The sequence below is a fragment of the Streptococcus sp. HMSC073D05 genome (assembly GCF_001812015.1).
Classification (GTDB): domain Bacteria; phylum Bacillota; class Bacilli; order Lactobacillales; family Streptococcaceae; genus Streptococcus; species Streptococcus parasanguinis_D.
Map to the genome: position 1 here is coordinate 124,508 of NZ_KV807483.1, position 16,674 is coordinate 141,181.

At 42.1% G+C, this 16,674-nt stretch carries 16 protein-coding genes; 15 read left to right on the forward strand and 1 reads right to left on the reverse strand.

Annotated features, from left to right (window positions below; genetic code table 11):
• Positions 1-3 precede the first annotated feature (3 nt).
• The 11 genes from HMPREF2832_RS01875 (at position 4) to HMPREF2832_RS01925 (ending at position 11,435) form a co-directional block, all read left to right on the forward strand.
• On the forward strand, positions 4-882 hold the full coding sequence (locus HMPREF2832_RS01875) for a transporter substrate-binding domain-containing protein (RefSeq protein WP_049474424.1): 879 nt from the start codon (positions 4-6) through the stop codon (positions 880-882).
• A gap of 66 nt (positions 883-948) precedes the next feature.
• Entirely contained in the window at positions 949-1,641 is a 693-nt protein-coding gene (locus HMPREF2832_RS01880; RefSeq protein ID WP_023919543.1) for an amino acid ABC transporter permease, read from the forward strand.
• 3 nt (positions 1,642-1,644) lie between these two features.
• Positions 1,645-2,331, forward strand: coding sequence for an amino acid ABC transporter permease (locus tag HMPREF2832_RS01885; RefSeq protein ID WP_070505347.1), 687 nt, complete (start codon positions 1,645-1,647; stop codon positions 2,329-2,331).
• Positions 2,332-2,350: 19 nt separating this feature from the next.
• The gene (locus HMPREF2832_RS01890; protein ID WP_070505348.1) at positions 2,351-3,115 is read left to right on the forward strand and encodes an amino acid ABC transporter ATP-binding protein; all 765 of its coding nucleotides are present in this window, start codon (positions 2,351-2,353) and stop codon (positions 3,113-3,115) included.
• Positions 3,116-3,472: 357 nt separating this feature from the next.
• Entirely contained in the window at positions 3,473-5,602 is a 2,130-nt protein-coding gene (locus HMPREF2832_RS01895) for an AAA family ATPase (RefSeq protein WP_023919529.1), read from the forward strand.
• Positions 5,603-5,827: 225 nt separating this feature from the next.
• Positions 5,828-6,073, forward strand: coding sequence for a hypothetical protein (locus tag HMPREF2832_RS01900; protein ID WP_003009969.1), 246 nt, complete (start codon positions 5,828-5,830; stop codon positions 6,071-6,073).
• Between the two features lie 156 nt (positions 6,074-6,229).
• Complete coding sequence (gene yajC, locus HMPREF2832_RS01905; RefSeq protein WP_003004444.1) at positions 6,230-6,556, forward strand: preprotein translocase subunit YajC; 327 nt, start codon at positions 6,230-6,232, stop codon at positions 6,554-6,556.
• Positions 6,557-6,710: 154 nt separating this feature from the next.
• Positions 6,711-7,460: an isoprenyl transferase gene (locus HMPREF2832_RS01910; RefSeq protein ID WP_049498060.1), complete on the forward strand. Its 750-nt coding sequence runs from the start codon at positions 6,711-6,713 to the stop codon at positions 7,458-7,460.
• 9 nt (positions 7,461-7,469) lie between these two features.
• Entirely contained in the window at positions 7,470-8,273 is an 804-nt protein-coding gene (locus HMPREF2832_RS01915; RefSeq protein ID WP_023919527.1) for a phosphatidate cytidylyltransferase, read from the forward strand.
• A 36-nt stretch (positions 8,274-8,309) separates the two neighbouring features.
• Positions 8,310-9,569: an RIP metalloprotease RseP gene (gene rseP / locus HMPREF2832_RS01920; RefSeq protein ID WP_049482393.1), complete on the forward strand. Its 1,260-nt coding sequence runs from the start codon at positions 8,310-8,312 to the stop codon at positions 9,567-9,569.
• Positions 9,570-9,584: 15 nt separating this feature from the next.
• Positions 9,585-11,435: a proline--tRNA ligase gene (locus HMPREF2832_RS01925; RefSeq protein ID WP_003009975.1), complete on the forward strand. Its 1,851-nt coding sequence runs from the start codon at positions 9,585-9,587 to the stop codon at positions 11,433-11,435.
• 53 nt (positions 11,436-11,488) lie between these two features.
• Here the strand turns inward: HMPREF2832_RS01925 and HMPREF2832_RS01930 are convergent, their stop codons facing one another.
• Complete coding sequence (locus HMPREF2832_RS01930) at positions 11,489-12,049, reverse strand: hypothetical protein (RefSeq protein ID WP_049498059.1); 561 nt, start codon at positions 12,047-12,049, stop codon at positions 11,489-11,491.
• Between the two features lie 486 nt (positions 12,050-12,535).
• Between HMPREF2832_RS01930 and HMPREF2832_RS01935 the strand changes: the two genes are divergently transcribed.
• From HMPREF2832_RS01935 to HMPREF2832_RS01950, 4 genes are all read left to right on the forward strand, one after another.
• Positions 12,536-12,823 carry a WXG100 family type VII secretion target gene (locus HMPREF2832_RS01935; protein ID WP_049498058.1) on the forward strand — a complete coding sequence of 96 codons (288 nt, stop codon included), beginning with the start codon at positions 12,536-12,538 and terminating at the stop codon, positions 12,821-12,823.
• 131 nt (positions 12,824-12,954) lie between these two features.
• Positions 12,955-15,978 carry a type VII secretion protein EsaA gene (gene esaA, locus HMPREF2832_RS01940; protein ID WP_049498057.1) on the forward strand — a complete coding sequence of 1,008 codons (3,024 nt, stop codon included), beginning with the start codon at positions 12,955-12,957 and terminating at the stop codon, positions 15,976-15,978.
• Positions 15,975-16,430 carry a type VII secretion protein EssA gene (gene essA, locus HMPREF2832_RS01945; RefSeq protein ID WP_049498056.1) on the forward strand — a complete coding sequence of 152 codons (456 nt, stop codon included), beginning with the start codon at positions 15,975-15,977 and terminating at the stop codon, positions 16,428-16,430. The genes esaA and essA overlap by 4 nt, the downstream gene beginning before the upstream one ends.
• Positions 16,431-16,673, forward strand: coding sequence for an EsaB/YukD family protein (locus HMPREF2832_RS01950; protein WP_003013697.1), 243 nt, complete (start codon positions 16,431-16,433; stop codon positions 16,671-16,673).
• Position 16,674 lies beyond the last annotated feature (1 nt).

The following is a 16,674-nucleotide window of genomic DNA, read 5'->3' on the forward strand; positions in this document are numbered from 1 at the left end:
AGTATGAGTAAAAAAACATGGATTATCGGTGGGGTGGCCGTTCTTGCCATTGCAGGTGCAACCATTCTTGGACGGAGCTTGAACCATGCAAACGACAGCAAAGGCTCAACGGGATCGAACAAGGTAACAACCTTGAAAGTAGCCCACACGCAAAACTATGTACCGTACGATTTCGTCGATGAAAAAGGAGAATCAGATGGTTATGAAGTAGCTGTGCTCAAAGCTATTGACGAAAAATTACCAGACTACAAGTTTGAGTACACTGGAACAAGTGACGATGACCTTTTGATCGGTCTAGAATCTGGTAAGTATGATATCGGAACCAAAGGAGCTTGGTATACCGAAGAACGCGCCAAGAAATTTATCATTCCAAAAGAACCAATCGGAGCAAGTATCATCGGATTTACCGTACGAAAAGAAGATGCGGATAAATACAAGAACATTGATGACTTTGCGAAAGAAAAAGGGAAATTAGTTCCAATTTCACCACAAAATGCGCAATGGAATGTTATTAAAGAATACAATGAAAAGCATAAGGACCAACAAATCGAATTAACAGCTGCCGAATCGTTCAAAGTCGCAGATGCTTATGCTTGGGTACTTGAAGGTCGTTACGATGCCTTCTTTGACATCAAACTTTCCTTTGAAAAAGCTGTCACAGATAAAGATGGTTCTTACCACCAATACGCAGACAAACTCAGCTGGTTTGCCTACAAAGGAATTCCAACTTATCCATTGATCCATAAGGATAAGAAAAACGAAAAATTTGCGGAAGAATACAGCAAGGCCATCAAAGAATTGGAAAAAGATGGAACGCTTGCGAAATTGTCGAAAAAATATTTCGGTGAAGATGTCTTCAGTTATGTAGATAAAGAGAAATAAGATGGAACTGGGTGCGCATAGCCCCAGCTTCCTTATTTCTATACGGATACAGAAAGGAAAAGAAACATGGTCTCATACGACATTTCCAAGGTCTGGTCATTTCTTCCAACCTTGGTCCAAGCTCTACCAGCGACCTTAGCTTTGATGGTGTTAACGACGCTTCTTGGTTCTGCATTTGGCTTGGTTTTGACTTGGGCACAAGTATCAGAAGAGAAGGTAGGAGCAGGTCTGGCAAAAGGCTATGTCTTTACCTTGCGTTGTACCCCTCCGATTGTCTTGCTCTTTTTGGTCTTTTATGGACTACCCCAATTTTTGAACTGGTGGTTGGGCATTGATATTGACCACTGGTCCAAGTTTGTCTTTGTCCTTGTGGCCATGTTTCTTCTCTTTGCGGCGATGATCTCTGAGGTCTTCAAGGCAGCCTATTTGGCCATTCCCAAAGGCCAGATGGAAGCGGGCTTGAGTATCGGATTGACACCAGCTCAGACCATTTGGCGGATTGTCCTTCCCCAAGCCTTTCGTGTGGCTCTTCCAAATATGACGACGGCCATCTTGAACCTCATGCGCGATGCCGCTTTGGCTTATACCATTGGCTTTATCGATATCATGGGAGCAGGAAACAACTTGATCAGTCGCAACCTTGGGAATTATTCCCTCGAGACTTATACAGCCGTAGCAGTGATCTACTGGGGAATTGCTCTTGTGATCTCCTTCTCCGCTCAATTGCTTGAAAAACGACTCAGCGTAACAGAAAGGTAGCTTATGGATTTCAATTTTATTAGTAAAACATTTCTAGCCACCTTGGGTGGTGTTCCAGTGACCCTTCTGATCATGGTCGTATCGATTCTCTTGAGTTTTTTTCCAGCCCTCTTTTTGGCGCTCGGTCAGATCTATAAGGTCAAAGGGGTTCGCAGTTTCTCAGTGGTTTACTTAGCCTTTATTCGCGCGACGCCTCCGATTCTCTTGATTCTCTTCTTTTATAGTCTCTTTCCTAGCCTCTTGAATAGCTTTTTTAAGAGCATAGGCAGTCACTTTAATGTCTTTGAGATCAATCCCATTTACTATGCCTTTATCATCTTTAGCTTGATGACAACGGGGAGTCTTGCAGAAATTCTCCGGTCAGCTATTCTGACTGTGGATAAGGGCCAGCTAGAAGCAGCGCAAGCCATTGGTTTGACCAACCGCCAAGCTTATATCCGAATTGTTTTTCCTCAAGCCTTGCGTTCAGCCCTTCCTAATTTGTGTAACCTGGTCATCAACTTGGTCAAAGGAACTTCCCTTGTCTTTGTCATGACGATCAAGGATATCACCGCCATTGCCAAGGTCGAAGCCTCTTATGGTTATCAATATTTTGAATCCTATCTCGTGATTTTTATTCTTTATATTATCATTTGTGGGGTGATTCAGTGGGGATTCAACCTCTTGGAAAAACGCCTGACACTCGCATAGAAGAAGGAGAAATAAGAAGATGTTAGAAGTAGAACACGTATCGAAAAAATTTAAGGACCACCAAGTCCTGGTAGATGTTAATCTCAAGGTCAACCAAGGGGATGTCGTCGTTATTTTGGGTCCATCTGGATCAGGAAAAACAACCTTCCTTCGCTGCCTCAATCACTTAGAAAAGGCAGATACAGGCCACCTAACCCTAGGTGGAAAAGCATATGACCTCTCAAAACTCAGCAAAAAGGAAATTTTAGAAATTCGTCAAAAGACAGCCTTTGTTTTTCAGCATTACAATCTATTTGCCAACAAAACAGCACTTGAAAATATCTTGGAAGGATTGATTGTAGCTCGTAAGATTCCAAAAGAAGAAGCCATCCAACGGGCAGAATCCGCCCTTGAAAAAGTTGGTCTCCTCGCTTACAAGGATTACTATCCTTCTCAATTGTCAGGTGGTCAGCAGCAGCGGATCGGAATCGCACGTGCTATCGCAGTAAAACCAGACGTGATCTTGCTGGACGAGCCGACTTCAGCGTTAGACCCAGAATTGGTTGGGGATGTCTTAGATGTCATGAAACAGCTAGCCCAAGAAGGAGTGACCATGGTTGTCGTAACCCATGAGATGGGCTTTGCGCGTGATGTGGCCAACCACGTTATCTTTATGGACGGCGGACACATCATCGAAGAAAACGAACCCCATGAATTCTTCAATAGTCCAAAGGAAGAACGGACCAAACAATTCCTTTCACGGATTTTATCTGATGCTACTTATAGCGTCGAATACATGATTTAACAAGAGACACACCTATGTAGGGTGTGTTTTTTGGATTCTGGAAAAATTTTTTAAAAAAATGTAAAAAATTATGTAAAAAGTGTTGACAAAGAAATCAGTCTGCGTTATAATAATTTATGTAAACAAAAAGAGGTTGGAAAAACCTACTGGTTTACAATATCAATAGTGGAAAGGAGATGGTGATATGCTATTTCCAGAATTAAGACAACTAATTGATAAAAGGAAAAATAGAACTGTTAGCCTGTAGGGCTATTATTAAATAAATGAATTAAAATTATGTAAACAATCAAACAGCAGCCAATTGGTCTGCTAATTTTCAAGAATGAATTAAAATTATGTAAATTAGAGGTATACAATATGAATAACAACTTTAACAATATGGATGATCTTTTCAATCAACTAATGGGAAACATGGGTGGTTTTCGTTCTGAAAGCCGTCGCTACATGATCAATGGTCGTGAAGTAACACCTGAAGAATTCGCCATTTACCGCCAAACTGGTCAACTTCCAAATGAAGGAAGCGAGCAAGTGCAACACCATCAAGGTAAAGGAATGAAACAAGATGGGATCCTTGCAAAACTTGGTCGCAACTTAACCGAAGAAGCTCGTGAAGGAAAATTGGATCCGGTCATCGGACGTAATAAAGAAATTCAAGAAACTGCTGAAATCTTGTCTCGTCGTACCAAGAACAATCCTGTTCTTGTAGGGGATGCCGGTGTTGGTAAAACAGCAGTTGTAGAAGGTTTGGCACAAGCTATTGTGAACGGGGATGTTCCAGCTGCTATCAAGAACAAAGAAATCATCTCGATTGATATTTCTGGTCTAGAAGCTGGTACGCAATACCGTGGTAGCTTTGAAGAAAATATTCAAAATCTGATCCAAGAAGTCAAGGCTATGGGAAATGTTATTCTCTTCTTTGATGAAATCCATCAAATCCTTGGTGCAGGTAGCACAGGTGATGGTCAAGGCTCTAAAGGTCTTGCGGATATCATCAAACCTGCTCTTTCACGTGGGGAATTGACAGTTATTGGGGCAACTACTCAAGATGAATACCGTAACACCATCTTGAAGAATGCGGCTCTTGCTCGTCGTTTCAACGAAGTGAAGGTCAATGCTCCATCAGCTGAAGATACTTTCAAGATTCTCCAAGGGATCCGTGATCTTTATGAAAAACACCACAATGTCATCTTGCCAGATGAAGTTTTGAAAGCAGCGGTTGATTATTCGATCCAATACATTCCACAACGTAGTTTGCCTGATAAGGCCATTGACTTGGTCGATGTGACAGCTGCTCACTTGGCAGCCCAACATCCTGTAACAGATGTCCACGCTGTGGAACATGAAATTGAAGAAGAAAAAACCAAACAAGAAGAAGCTGCGGCTAAAGAAGATTACGAAGCAGCTTTGAAAGCAAAAGTTCGCATCGAAGAACTTGAAAAGAAAATTGAAAACCATACGGAAGACCATAAAGTAACAGCAACAATCAACGATGTGGCTGAATCTGTAGAACGGATGACGGGTATTCCAGTATCACAAATGGGTGCAACTGATATCGAACGTTTGAAAGATATGGGTCACCGTTTGCAAACTAAGGTTATCGGTCAAGATAAAGCCGTTGAAGCAGTGGCACGTGCTATCCGTCGGAACCGTGCAGGATTTGACGAAGGGAACCGTCCAATCGGTAGCTTCCTCTTTGTAGGTCCTACTGGTGTCGGTAAGACTGAGTTGGCTAAACAATTGGCTCTTGATATGTTCGGTACCAAAGATGCCATTATCCGTTTGGACATGTCAGAATACAGCGACCGCACAGCCGTTTCTAAATTGATTGGTACAACAGCTGGTTATGTTGGTTATGATGACAATAGCAATACTTTGACAGAACGTGTTCGCCGTAACCCATACTCTATCGTCCTTCTTGACGAAATTGAAAAGGCGGATCCTCAAGTGATCACCCTTCTCCTTCAAGTCTTGGATGATGGTCGTTTGACAGATGGTCAAGGGAACACGGTCAACTTCAAGAACACTGTGATTATCGCAACTTCAAACGCAGGCTTTGGTTACGAAGCTAACTTGACAGAAGATGCGGATAAACCAGAACTCATGGATCGTTTGAAACCTTACTTCCGTCCAGAATTCTTGAACCGTTTCAACGCTGTGATTGAATTCTCACACTTGAGTAAGGAAGATCTTTCTAAGATTGTTGATTTGATGTTGGTAGATGTCAATAAGACCCTTTCTAAGAAAGAAATCGACTTAGCAGTGAGCGATGCAGCTAAAGAATACATGACTGAAGAAGGTTATGATGAAGTGATGGGTGTTCGTCCACTCCGTCGGGTAGTTGAACAACAAATCCGTGACAAAGTCACAGACTTCCACTTGGATAACTTGGATGCCAAACATCTCGAAGCTGACATGGAAGATGGTGTCCTTGTGATTAGAGAAAAAGACACAAAGAAGGAAGAAAACACTGATAAACAAGCAGACTAAGGCGAATTAGTTTGTGAAAAATAGAGGCTGCTATAATATAGCAGTCTTTATTTTTTCTTCCCACCTGGGGGAAATTATTCGCCGTATAAGGCCAAAATCCTCCTATTTGGGGTAAAAAAACATCAATAATTAGTGAAATTAATCCAATTTGAGCAAAATTATTAATAAATAAAGAAAATAAGTATATAATCTATACAAGAATAAAATTTGAGGAATGGAAGTAAGATGAGCAATACAATTGATATCTACTCAACTCCCGAATACAGAAAAGTGGAAGCCGTTGTTCAACTGATGGTTGACGGTCGCTTGACGAGCTATCGTGTCGCAACTGAAACAAACATCAGCAAAATGAGCCTAGCGACTTTGACGAAGGGAACGAGTAAAATCAAAAATATTACCTATCAAACGGCTTTGGCCTTGATTGATTGGTATGATGAGAATCATGAAAAGTATGGCATTACGATTGACTAGTCAGTAGCCCACTTTTCGTGGTTTTTTTCTTTTTCATCAAAACTTGCCTCCTCTCTGAGACTGGAGTCTGATTTTACTTGAAGAGGATGGGAAAACTTGAAAAGACGGGCGAAATTTGATATAGTATAGCATATATGAAAATTAAAGGAGAAACATATGCAAGGCGGAAGTTTGCTAATTATGCTCGTTCTTATGGTCGGTTTGATGTACTTCATGAGCCGTAGCCAAAAGAAACAGTACCAAAAACGGATGGAAAGTTTGAATAAACTTCAAAAAGGAAATGAAGTCATCACGATTGGTGGCTTGTACGGAACCATCGATGAAGTCGATACAGATCGCAAGACCGTTGTCTTGGATGTTGATGGTGTCTACCTGACCTTTGAATTGGGAGCGATCAAAACAGTTCTTCCTGTATCAGAAGGAATCTCAGCTACTGCTACAGAAGGTGCTAGTTCAGATGCCGATTCAGCCATCGAAGAATAATCATCAAAGAAGAGGCAAGGGCCTCTTTTTTGGTGGGCAAATAGGACGATGTGATGAAGGAAAGCCTTGCTGGTTCAAAAAAGAGGCCAGAGTCCCTATTTTATGGGGATTTATGGTATAATGAAGCGATAAATATTGAAATAGGTAGAAAAACATGTTTCGTTTTAAGAAAAAAGAAAAAATCGAGATACCTTTAGAAGTCCCGAAACACATTGGGATCATTATGGATGGCAATGGTCGCTGGGCGAAAAAGCGGATGCAACCGCGTGTCTTTGGTCATAAGGCGGGGATGGAAGCTCTCCAAGAAGTGACGATTGCAGCAAAAAATATGGGGGTTCAGGTCTTGACTGTCTATGCCTTTTCTACGGAAAACTGGACACGCCCTGAAGATGAAGTCAAGTTCATCATGCACTTGCCGGTCGAGTTTTATGATCGTTTCGTCCCCGAATTGCATCGCAACAATGTCAAGATTCAAATGATTGGTGACACTAAGAAATTACCAAAAGAAACGCTGGAGGCTTTGGAAAGAGCAGAAGCGATGACCCACCTCAATACGGGTTTGATCTTGAATTTTGCGCTTAACTATGGTGGACGTGCAGAGATCACCCAGGCTGTGAAGCAGATCGCCCAAGAGGTCTTGGATGCGAAGTTCAGTCCAGAAGATATCACAGAAGAGATGATCGCAGATTCTCTCTATACTGAGAGTTTGCCACGTGTCCTAAGGGATCCGGATTTGATTATCCGTACCAGCGGAGAGATCCGTTTGAGTAATTTCCTTCCTTGGCAGGCTGCTTATAGCGAGTTGTATTTCACAGATGTGATGTGGCCAGATTTTGGAGATGAAGCACTACGAAGTGCCATAGTAGAATATAGCCATCGCCATCGGAGATTTGGTGGTGTTTAGGAGAAGATGATGACGAAAGATTTACAAAAACGTGTGATTTTTGGAGGAATTGCCCTGCTCTTTTTCATTCCAACAGTAATGGTTGGAGGAGTGTTCTTCCAGATTGTGATTGGCTTGATCGCCATGCTAGGGGTTCATGAATTGCTCAAGATGAAGGGGCTTGAGACAGCGACCTTTGAAGGAGCGCTAGCCATGTTAGCGGCCTTCGTTTTGACCTTGCCGATCGAGGACTACCTCCCTTACCTTCCAGCAGATGGCAATATGATTGCTTATGGTTTGGTTGTCCTGATTCTCATGGGAACAACTGTTCTTGCTCAGAATTACAATTATGAAGACGTGGTCTATCCCATTGCCTCTAGCTTTTATGTTGGACTTGGTTTCCATTCCTTAGTAGATGCGCGAATTGCTGGTATTGATAAGGTCTTATTGGCCCTCTTTATTGTCTGGGCTACAGATTCAGGTGCTTATCTAGTAGGAAGTCGGTTTGGGAAACGCAAGCTCATGCCTGCGGTTTCTCCTAATAAAACGATTGAGGGCAGTCTTGGGGGAATCTTGTCTGCAGTTGCGGTAACTGTGATCTATATGATCGTGGATCGTTCTGTGGCGGGTGGACATGGTTTTCTTGCTATGATCTTCTTTACCATCCTCTTTAGCATTGCAGGTCAGTTTGGCGACCTCGTAGAGAGTGCGATCAAACGCCACTTTGGTGTCAAGGATTCTGGGAAATTTATCCCAGGACATGGTGGTGTTCTAGACCGCTTTGATAGTTTGATTTTTGTCTTTCCCTTGATGCATTTCTTGGGCTTGTTCTAAGACAGAAGAAATAGAAAGGAAACCACGTATAGAACGATGCAATTTATTGCCTTTATTGTTATTTTTGGAGTGATCGTTCTCGTTCACGAGTTTGGTCATTTCTATTTTGCAAAAAAATCGGGCATCCTGGTGCGAGAATTCTCGATCGGGATGGGTCCCAAGATCTTTGCCCATATTGGTCAAGATGGAACAGCTTATACCATTCGCATTCTACCTTTAGGTGGCTATGTTCGTATGGCTGGCTGGGGTGAGGACACAACTGAGATTAAAACCGGAACGCCTGTCAGCTTGACGCTAAATGAGGCTGGTAAGGTCGTCCGGATCAATCTTTCAGGAAAGAATCTGGATCAGACAGCCCTTCCCATGAATGTCACCCAGTTTGACTTTGAAGATAAACTGGAAATTACGGGCTTGGTTCTCGATGAGACCAAGACCTATAGTGTTGATCATGATGCGACCATCGTTGAGGAAGATGGGACAGAAGTGCGGATTGCGCCGAGAGATGTTCAGTATCAGAATGCCAGCATTTGGGGACGATTGATTACCAACTTTGCGGGTCCTATGAACAACTTTATTCTCAGTATTGTCGTCTACTCACTTCTAGCTTTTATGCGTGGTGGTGCGATTGACTACTACAGCAACAATGTTCAGGTGGCACCTGATGGGGCGCTGGCTAAGGTCGGTGTCAAAAGCAATGTTCAGATCCTTCAAGTCAACAACGATACCGTTAGCAACTGGGATGAACTGACAGATGCTGTCGAGAAAGCAACCAAGGACAGCAAGACGGCTCCTGAATTGACCCTGAAAGTCAAAACAGACGGCCAAGAAAAAGAAGTCAAAGTGAAGCCAACCAAGTCAGGGAATCGTTACTATCTGGGTGTGACAAATGGCCTTAAGACAGGATTTGTGGATAAACTCTTGTCTGGTTTTACAGATACCTGGAATACAGCGACACGAATTTTGGGAGCTTTGAAAGATATCATTTTCCACTTTAGTCTCAATAAACTGGGTGGTCCGGTTGCCATCTACAATGCCAGCTCACAAGCTGCTCAATTAGGGATTCCAGCAGTCTTGTCTCTTATGGCTATGCTCTCTATTAATATTGGGATCTTCAATCTAATCCCGATTCCGGCTTTGGATGGCGGGAAAATCTTGATCAATTTGATCGAGGTCGTCCGGAGAAAGCCATTGAAACAAGAAGTAGAAACCTATATGACGCTTGCAGGTGTAGCTGTAATGGTTATTTTGATGATTGCTGTCACCTGGAATGATATTATGAAATTATTTTTGAAATAGAAAAGGATATTGTCCATGAAACAAAGTAAAATGTTGATTCCAACGCTTCGCGAAATGCCAAGCGATGCCCAGGTCATTAGCCATGCTTTGATGTTGCGTGCAGGTTATGTTCGCCAAGTATCAGCTGGTGTTTATTCTTATCTGCCATTAGCCAATCGAGTGATTGAAAAAGCAAAAGGCATCATGCGCCAAGAATTCGAAAAAATTGGAGCAGTAGAAATGCTAGCTCCAGCCCTTTTGAGTGCAGATCTCTGGCGTGAATCTGGTCGTTACGAAACTTACGGGGAAGACCTTTATAAGTTGAAAAACCGTGAAGGCTCTGACTTTATCTTGGGTCCAACTCACGAAGAAACCTTTACCGCTATTGTGCGCGACTCAGTAAAATCTTACAAACAATTGCCGTTGAATCTCTACCAAATTCAACCAAAATACCGCGATGAAAAACGCCCACGGAACGGTCTTCTTCGGACCCGTGAGTTCATCATGAAAGATGGTTACAGCTTCCATGCGAACTACGATAGCTTGGATGTCACTTATGATGAGTACAAAGCAGCTTATGAGCGGATCTTCACCCGCAGTGGCATCGACTACAAAGCCATCATCGGTGATGGTGGTGCCATGGGCGGAAAAGATAGCCAAGAGTTTATGGCTGTTACACCTGCTCGTACAGACTTGGATCGTTGGGTTGTTTTAGACAAATCAGTGGCTTCCTTTGATGAGATCCCAGCAGAAGTCCAAGAAGAAATCAAAGCAGAATTGCTCAAATGGATGGTCTCTGGGGAAGATACCATTGCCTATTCAAGTGAATCAACCTATGCTGCCAACTTGGAAATGGCTACTAACGAATACAAGCCAAGTAACCGTGTTGTGGCGGAAGAAGAAGTGAAGCGCGTGGAAACACCAGGTGTCAAATCGATTGATGAAGTAGCTGCATTCTTGAATGTTCCAGAAGAAGCTACTATCAAGACTTTGGTTTACATCGCAGATGGTGAGCCTGTTGTTGCCCTTCTCGTAGGTAATGATCAGCTCAATGAAGTGAAGTTGAAAAACCACCTCGGCGCAGACTTCTTTGAACCTGCAACCGAAGTGGAAGTAAAAGAATTATTGGGAGCTGATTTTGGCTCTCTCGGTCCAGTTGATCTTCCTGAAAATGTTAAGATTATCGCAGACCGCAAGGTCCAAGACAGCCGTAATGCAGTAGTCGGTGCCAATGAAACAGGCTACCACTTGACTGGTGTCAACCCAGGACGTGACTTTACTGCAGAATACGTCGATATCCGTGAAGTTCGTGAAGGCGAGATCTCACCAGATGGGAAAGGAGTCTTGAACTTTGCGCGTGGAATCGAAATCGGTCACATTTTCAAACTCGGCACACGCTACTCCGCTAGCATGGGAGCAGATGTTTTGGACGAAAACGGTCGTGCGGTTCCAATCATCATGGGCTGCTATGGGATCGGTGTCAGTCGTCTTCTTTCAGCCGTTATGGAGCAACATGCACGCCTCTTTGTCAATAAGACTCCAAAAGGGGAATACCGTTATGCTTGGGGAATTAACTTCCCTAAAGAATTGGCGCCATTTGATGTGCATTTGATTCCAGTCAATGTCAAGGATGAAGCGAGTCTTGCTTTGACCGATCGGATCGAAGAAGCCTTGGTGAATAAAGGCTACGAAGTCTTGGTGGATGACCGAAATGAACGCGCTGGTGTCAAATTCAGCGATAGTGATTTGATTGGACTTCCAATCCGCGTAACAGTTGGTAAGAAAGCAGCTGAAGGCATCGTTGAAGTGAAAATCAAAGCGACAGGAGATACCATCGAAGTTCATGCGGACAATCTCCTTGAAACCCTTTCAATCTTGAACAAATAAGAAAAAGCTTTCTGAGATCTCACCATTGTGGTGACGATACTCAGGAAGCTTTTTTATTTTTCTTCTTTTAGTCCTTGATCTTCGATGTAAGTAAAGAAATCTTGTGGTTTACCATTGAGATATTTCTTGAACTCGGCTGTTTCTTCCTCCCCTTGATCTCCGTAGATGGAAGCAAACTCATCTTTCTTGATTTTTGAGAAGTCAGCATGTAAGACCTTAGCATAGGATTGTTTATCTTTCGAAATTTGAATGCGGAAGCTAAGTCCAGGCTTGCCATTTAAGCTTTTATAGATATCGCTCTGTTCTAATTCTTCTTGGTAGATTTCCTTTAATTCGGAAAGATCCAAGTCTTGCAAATCAGAGGAAATGGGTTCAAAACTAAGAAAAGTAAAAGAGACAATTTCTTCTTTTTTGTAGCCGACTTGAATTTTGTTTTGATGGTGATCGTTAAGTTCTGTGGAGAAAATTTTGGTTCGAACGTTCTCTTCTTTTTCTTTTTTCACTTGGGAAGTTCTTTGGCTAGATGTTGTTGAAGTTTTACCTTTTTCTGCTTGGCCTTGGCTACATGCGGTGAGAGCTAGGAGGCAGACAGAGGTCAATAATATTTTTTTCATAAAAACTCCTTGTAGGTTTTAGTAGTGTTCGATCTTGCATAAAACAAGTTCTATACAGTCTTCATTATACCATAAACCAACCTCAAAGTCATTTATATGAAAAAATATACAATAATAGCGTAAATTATTGTTTAAGACATTTAATATCAACAATATTTATAAAAGTGTCAAGTTAATGTTAAGATACGGAGTGTCTAATTTTGTTCATGAAAATAATACTATGTAAAGACTACTGGGGCAAAGGTTTTAGGAAAAACATTACAATTTCATGACAAAACATTTCGAAACTGTGACAAAGTTACAAAGTTTTATCAGTTAGCCCTTTAAACTTGACTTTCTTGCAATATTTCATTAAGATATTTTTAAGTAAATGATACAAATAGGGAGTAAAAGGTAAAATATACAATTATCTGGAATTTTACTAATTCGTACTAAATGTGTTGTTTATGAAAAATATAAGGGTATCAGCCCAAAAAGGAGAAACATATGACTCAAATTAAATTAACTCCAGAAGAACTACGTCAATCAGCACAACGCTATGCACAAGGTTCTCAAGAAATCGATCAAATCCTTAACACTTTGACACATGAACAACAAGTCATCGACGCAAACTGGGATGGATCTGCATTTGATAGCTTTGAAGCACAATTCAACGAATTGTCTCCAAAAATCAAACAATTCGCTCAATTGTTGGAAGATATCAACGGTCAATTGATCAAAGTTGCTGATATCGTTGAACAAACTGACCAAGATATCGCTGCACAAATCCACTAAGATAGTCTTGGAGGTGATCTTACTTCTTGTAGGTAGATCACCCTTTTGTCTTTTGATATATAGAAAATAGGGGTTAGATTCTTAATTCCTAACCCCTATTTTGTATCTATGAATTAGAAAAAGGAAAAGGTATGGAAGTTAAAAATAAAAAATGGTTAAAATACATCGGTCAGAGTGCGGTTGTGCTCCTTTTGATGGGATCTGTCGTGGGTCTTTATACCACTGTTCAAAAGGACCAAAAGCAAAACGAAGCAAAGACCGTGCAAACGACAGAAAACACCAAGCTCAACATTGCGGTTGTCAATGAAGACAAGGCGGTCAAACTGAATGATAAAGAATATAACCTTGGGGCTAGCTATGTAAAGAATATCGAACGGGATAATTCGCAAAACTGGTCTGTACTCCCTCGTGGAGCTGCTGAGTCAGGGCTTGCAGATGGCAAGTACCAGTTGATGATCGTCATTCCAAGTGACTTCTCAGAGAAGGTCTTGGAAGTGAATGCGGTTAATGCAGAGAAGACCACCGTTACTTATAAGGTCAATGCTGCTGGAAATTCTCAAGTTGAAAATGAGGCAACTAAAGTTGCCAAGGATATTGTTTCAGACTTGAATAGCCAACTGGTCGATATGTATATGGTCAGCATTTTAAGCAATCTTTATACAGCTCAAAAGAACGTAGAGACAAGCAATAAAATCCAATCGACCAACATTGGTTCTTACCGGAGTAACTTGTTGGAATCGGCTTTAGATTCCAAGAATATCTTCCCAGGTCTCTATAGCTTGTCTACCTCATCCGTTGAGTCCAACAATGCTCTGAAGACAGCCCTTGAATCCTATACACAGGCCTTTGATCAATTGAGCCAATCTCAAGATCAGTACGGTCAAAATTTTGATTTGTTGATTAAGCAACGTTCTGCGGATAAGATCAGCCATGAAGAATTCATGAACCAATTGATGGCTATGAATCAGTCTGTTGTCAGTGAAAAAACTCAGGACTTGTACAAGAGGTTGCAACAAAATCAAGAAGCGATTACCAAACAATTGAGTCAGCCGGCGGAGGGTGAAGGAGATCCTTCAGCTACCAAGACTTATGCAAGTTTGACTAAGGATGTGAATGATCGTGTGGCAGACCTCGAAAAAGGGATCAAGGCAGAACGCGACAAATTAGATGATCACGAAAAGAACATCGAGTCTTCTGTAAAAGCGAAGATCCTTGACTACTATGGTCTAAAAGAAGGAGACAAAGTCACTCTTCGTACCTTGCTTGGAAAGACGACTATCAAGACCTTAAGTGAGGCACGTGATAAGGCAGATGCGGACATTCGTAACGCAATTGAAAAACTTCCGTCTTTAGATCCTGCTAGTCTGAATTTGAATAAGTATGGAAATCTCAACGCAGCGATTAATTTTGATAGTGCTTTTGCTGGAACAAAGGCGCATCCAAAAGGGAACGCCGGTGACTTGAAACGATTGGCTACTGAAGTGGATGCCAAATCAACGGCAGTTGCGGATGTCCTTAATGCTAAATCTGGAAAACAGAAGGTTAGCATCCAAGTGCCAGCAGGAGTCAAGGTTGATACTTGGACCTATGATGGACATACTTATGCAGGTAGCGGCGATCAGGAAGTCGAACTGAAAGATGGCAAACAAATTCAAATTCACCTTGTTGAAGATGGAGGAGCCATGCCAAGCGCGATTGATGTTGAAGTCCTTGTCAATGGGGTTTCTTCAACCAGTGTGACGGTATCAGCAGAAGATTTGAAAACAGCTGTCGCTAACTATGCATCGAAAGCTAGTGAAATCGCCTTGGATTATCAACGCGCAGGAGCATTGATCGATGCCTACTATCCAGAAGATGACAACCATGTTCGTCATTCACTCTATGATCCAATCGAAGATATGGATTTGACAAACGCTTTGGTCGACATCGTGAAGGCTGCTGTTTCAAGTAACATGAAGGACTACCGTAAGAGTATTGAAACGGATGAATCTGGGGATGCAACGAAGAGTGTGAAAGCCCAGTTAGATGGTACACTCCAACAGTTGCAAGAGTTGGGACCACAATTGCAGGCCAATCTTCAAGCAATCGAAAACACCAACAAAGATCTGACCCAAAATATCAACGATCAATTGGCGCAGTATGCAGACCTTCAAAAACGCTTAGAAGCTATCTCAGCTGCACAAGAAACAGTGACACAGGCTCAAACCAAGACCGATGCAGATTTGTCAGCTCTTGGTTCTGAATACACGTCATTATTGAGCTCGACAGAAGGCGTCAAGAGCTCGTCTCGTAGCAATGTAGAAGCTGCTAACTCTACCAATGAAATCTTTAGCCAATTGAACAAAGAATTGGAAAAAGCCCAAGGCAATACAGAGAAATTGTCTAGTAATGCGGAAAGTTTGATGGGTGAATTCGACAAGGAATTGTCTGAAAACGGGAACTTCGTCGAAGCCTTCCGTAAAGTCTTCAACAATGCCTATGAAAACGGAGTACCGAATGAAGTCTTGCTCGACTTCTTGTCAAATCCAGTTGCAGAGAAATCTTCTTCTGTGAAAGCGACCATCAATGTCTACCGTCCATTTATCTGGATCTTTATGTTGGAAGTCTTGAGCCTCTTTACAGCTTATCTCTTTGCGACGCAACCAATTATTCGCAAGGTGAAAGACCGTTTCAAATTGAATCGTTTGCAAGAATCGGATCTCTTAACTGTCGGTGTCCTTGTAGGACTTTCCCTTATCCTTGGACTTGTGATCGGAATGATTTCAAGTATCCAACTCTCTGTTGGTCGTGAATATGTTCCTTCGTGGGTGTTACTAGCAGTATTGGCGGGGTTTGTATTGGTACAACTGCAATACCTTCTCTTGAAACACTTCCGTGTGATTGGAATGGGACTGGCCTTCTTCATGTTGATCAGCTATGTCTACCTATCAAGCGCGATCGGAACGACTGCGACCTTGTCGGGCCTTCCAGCATTTGTGAAAAATATTAACCTCCTCTCTATTCTAGAAGGACAGTTTGCGGGTTACTTTGATGGACAAACAGCTGGATTTACCGTCTTCTTTGGATTGTTGGTTTTCTTCGGCCTTTTGACTGTTGCCAACATCTTCCTTCCAAAGAAGTTTACTCAAACAAAGGAAATTGAATCAAGCTTATGAAAAAAATGATGTATCTTCTCTTTGTCTTTAGTCTCTTGCCAGTAGCTGTTGTTTCTGCAGATGATTTTATTGATAATCGTCTGCAGGTCAACAACTCACGTCTTGAGACAGAAGAGGAAAAGACACTTGGTGGCCAATTGGATGCCACTGAGTCTCTTTTCAATGAGAAGGATCAGAAAAAATTAGCAGATGAAAAACGCAAGCAAGAGAAACAATTGACCGATTCAGACGGCCAGTTGTTTTCTGCTATAAAGGGAAAGAAAAAAACAGAGCCTGAAGCGGACCTGTTCCAGCCTGAAAATCAAAAATTATCTAAATTCGAGTCCAATGTGGGGGACAATTCGGCCAGCTTGGCGGATTTTATTCCAGCCTTGCAAATGCTGGCTTGGAGTGCCCTTCTCTTTGGGATTGCTGGCTATATTTCCTATCGAATCTATAGAAAAGAGGCCTAAATGGACCAACATATCAATGTCACCTTCCGTATGAATGGTGCAAGCCATGACCTCCGAATCCCAACGCGGATGGAGGTGCGACGCTTGATTCGGGAATTGGATCAGATCTTTGGATCTGCCATGGAGCCTAGAAGCAAGTATCAGTTGCGCGTGGTAAATAAAGGCATCTTGCTGGATGAAGGCAAGGTGGTACAAGAGTATCCGATCACGAGTGGTGATCTGATCGAAATTGAGGAGTGGTAAG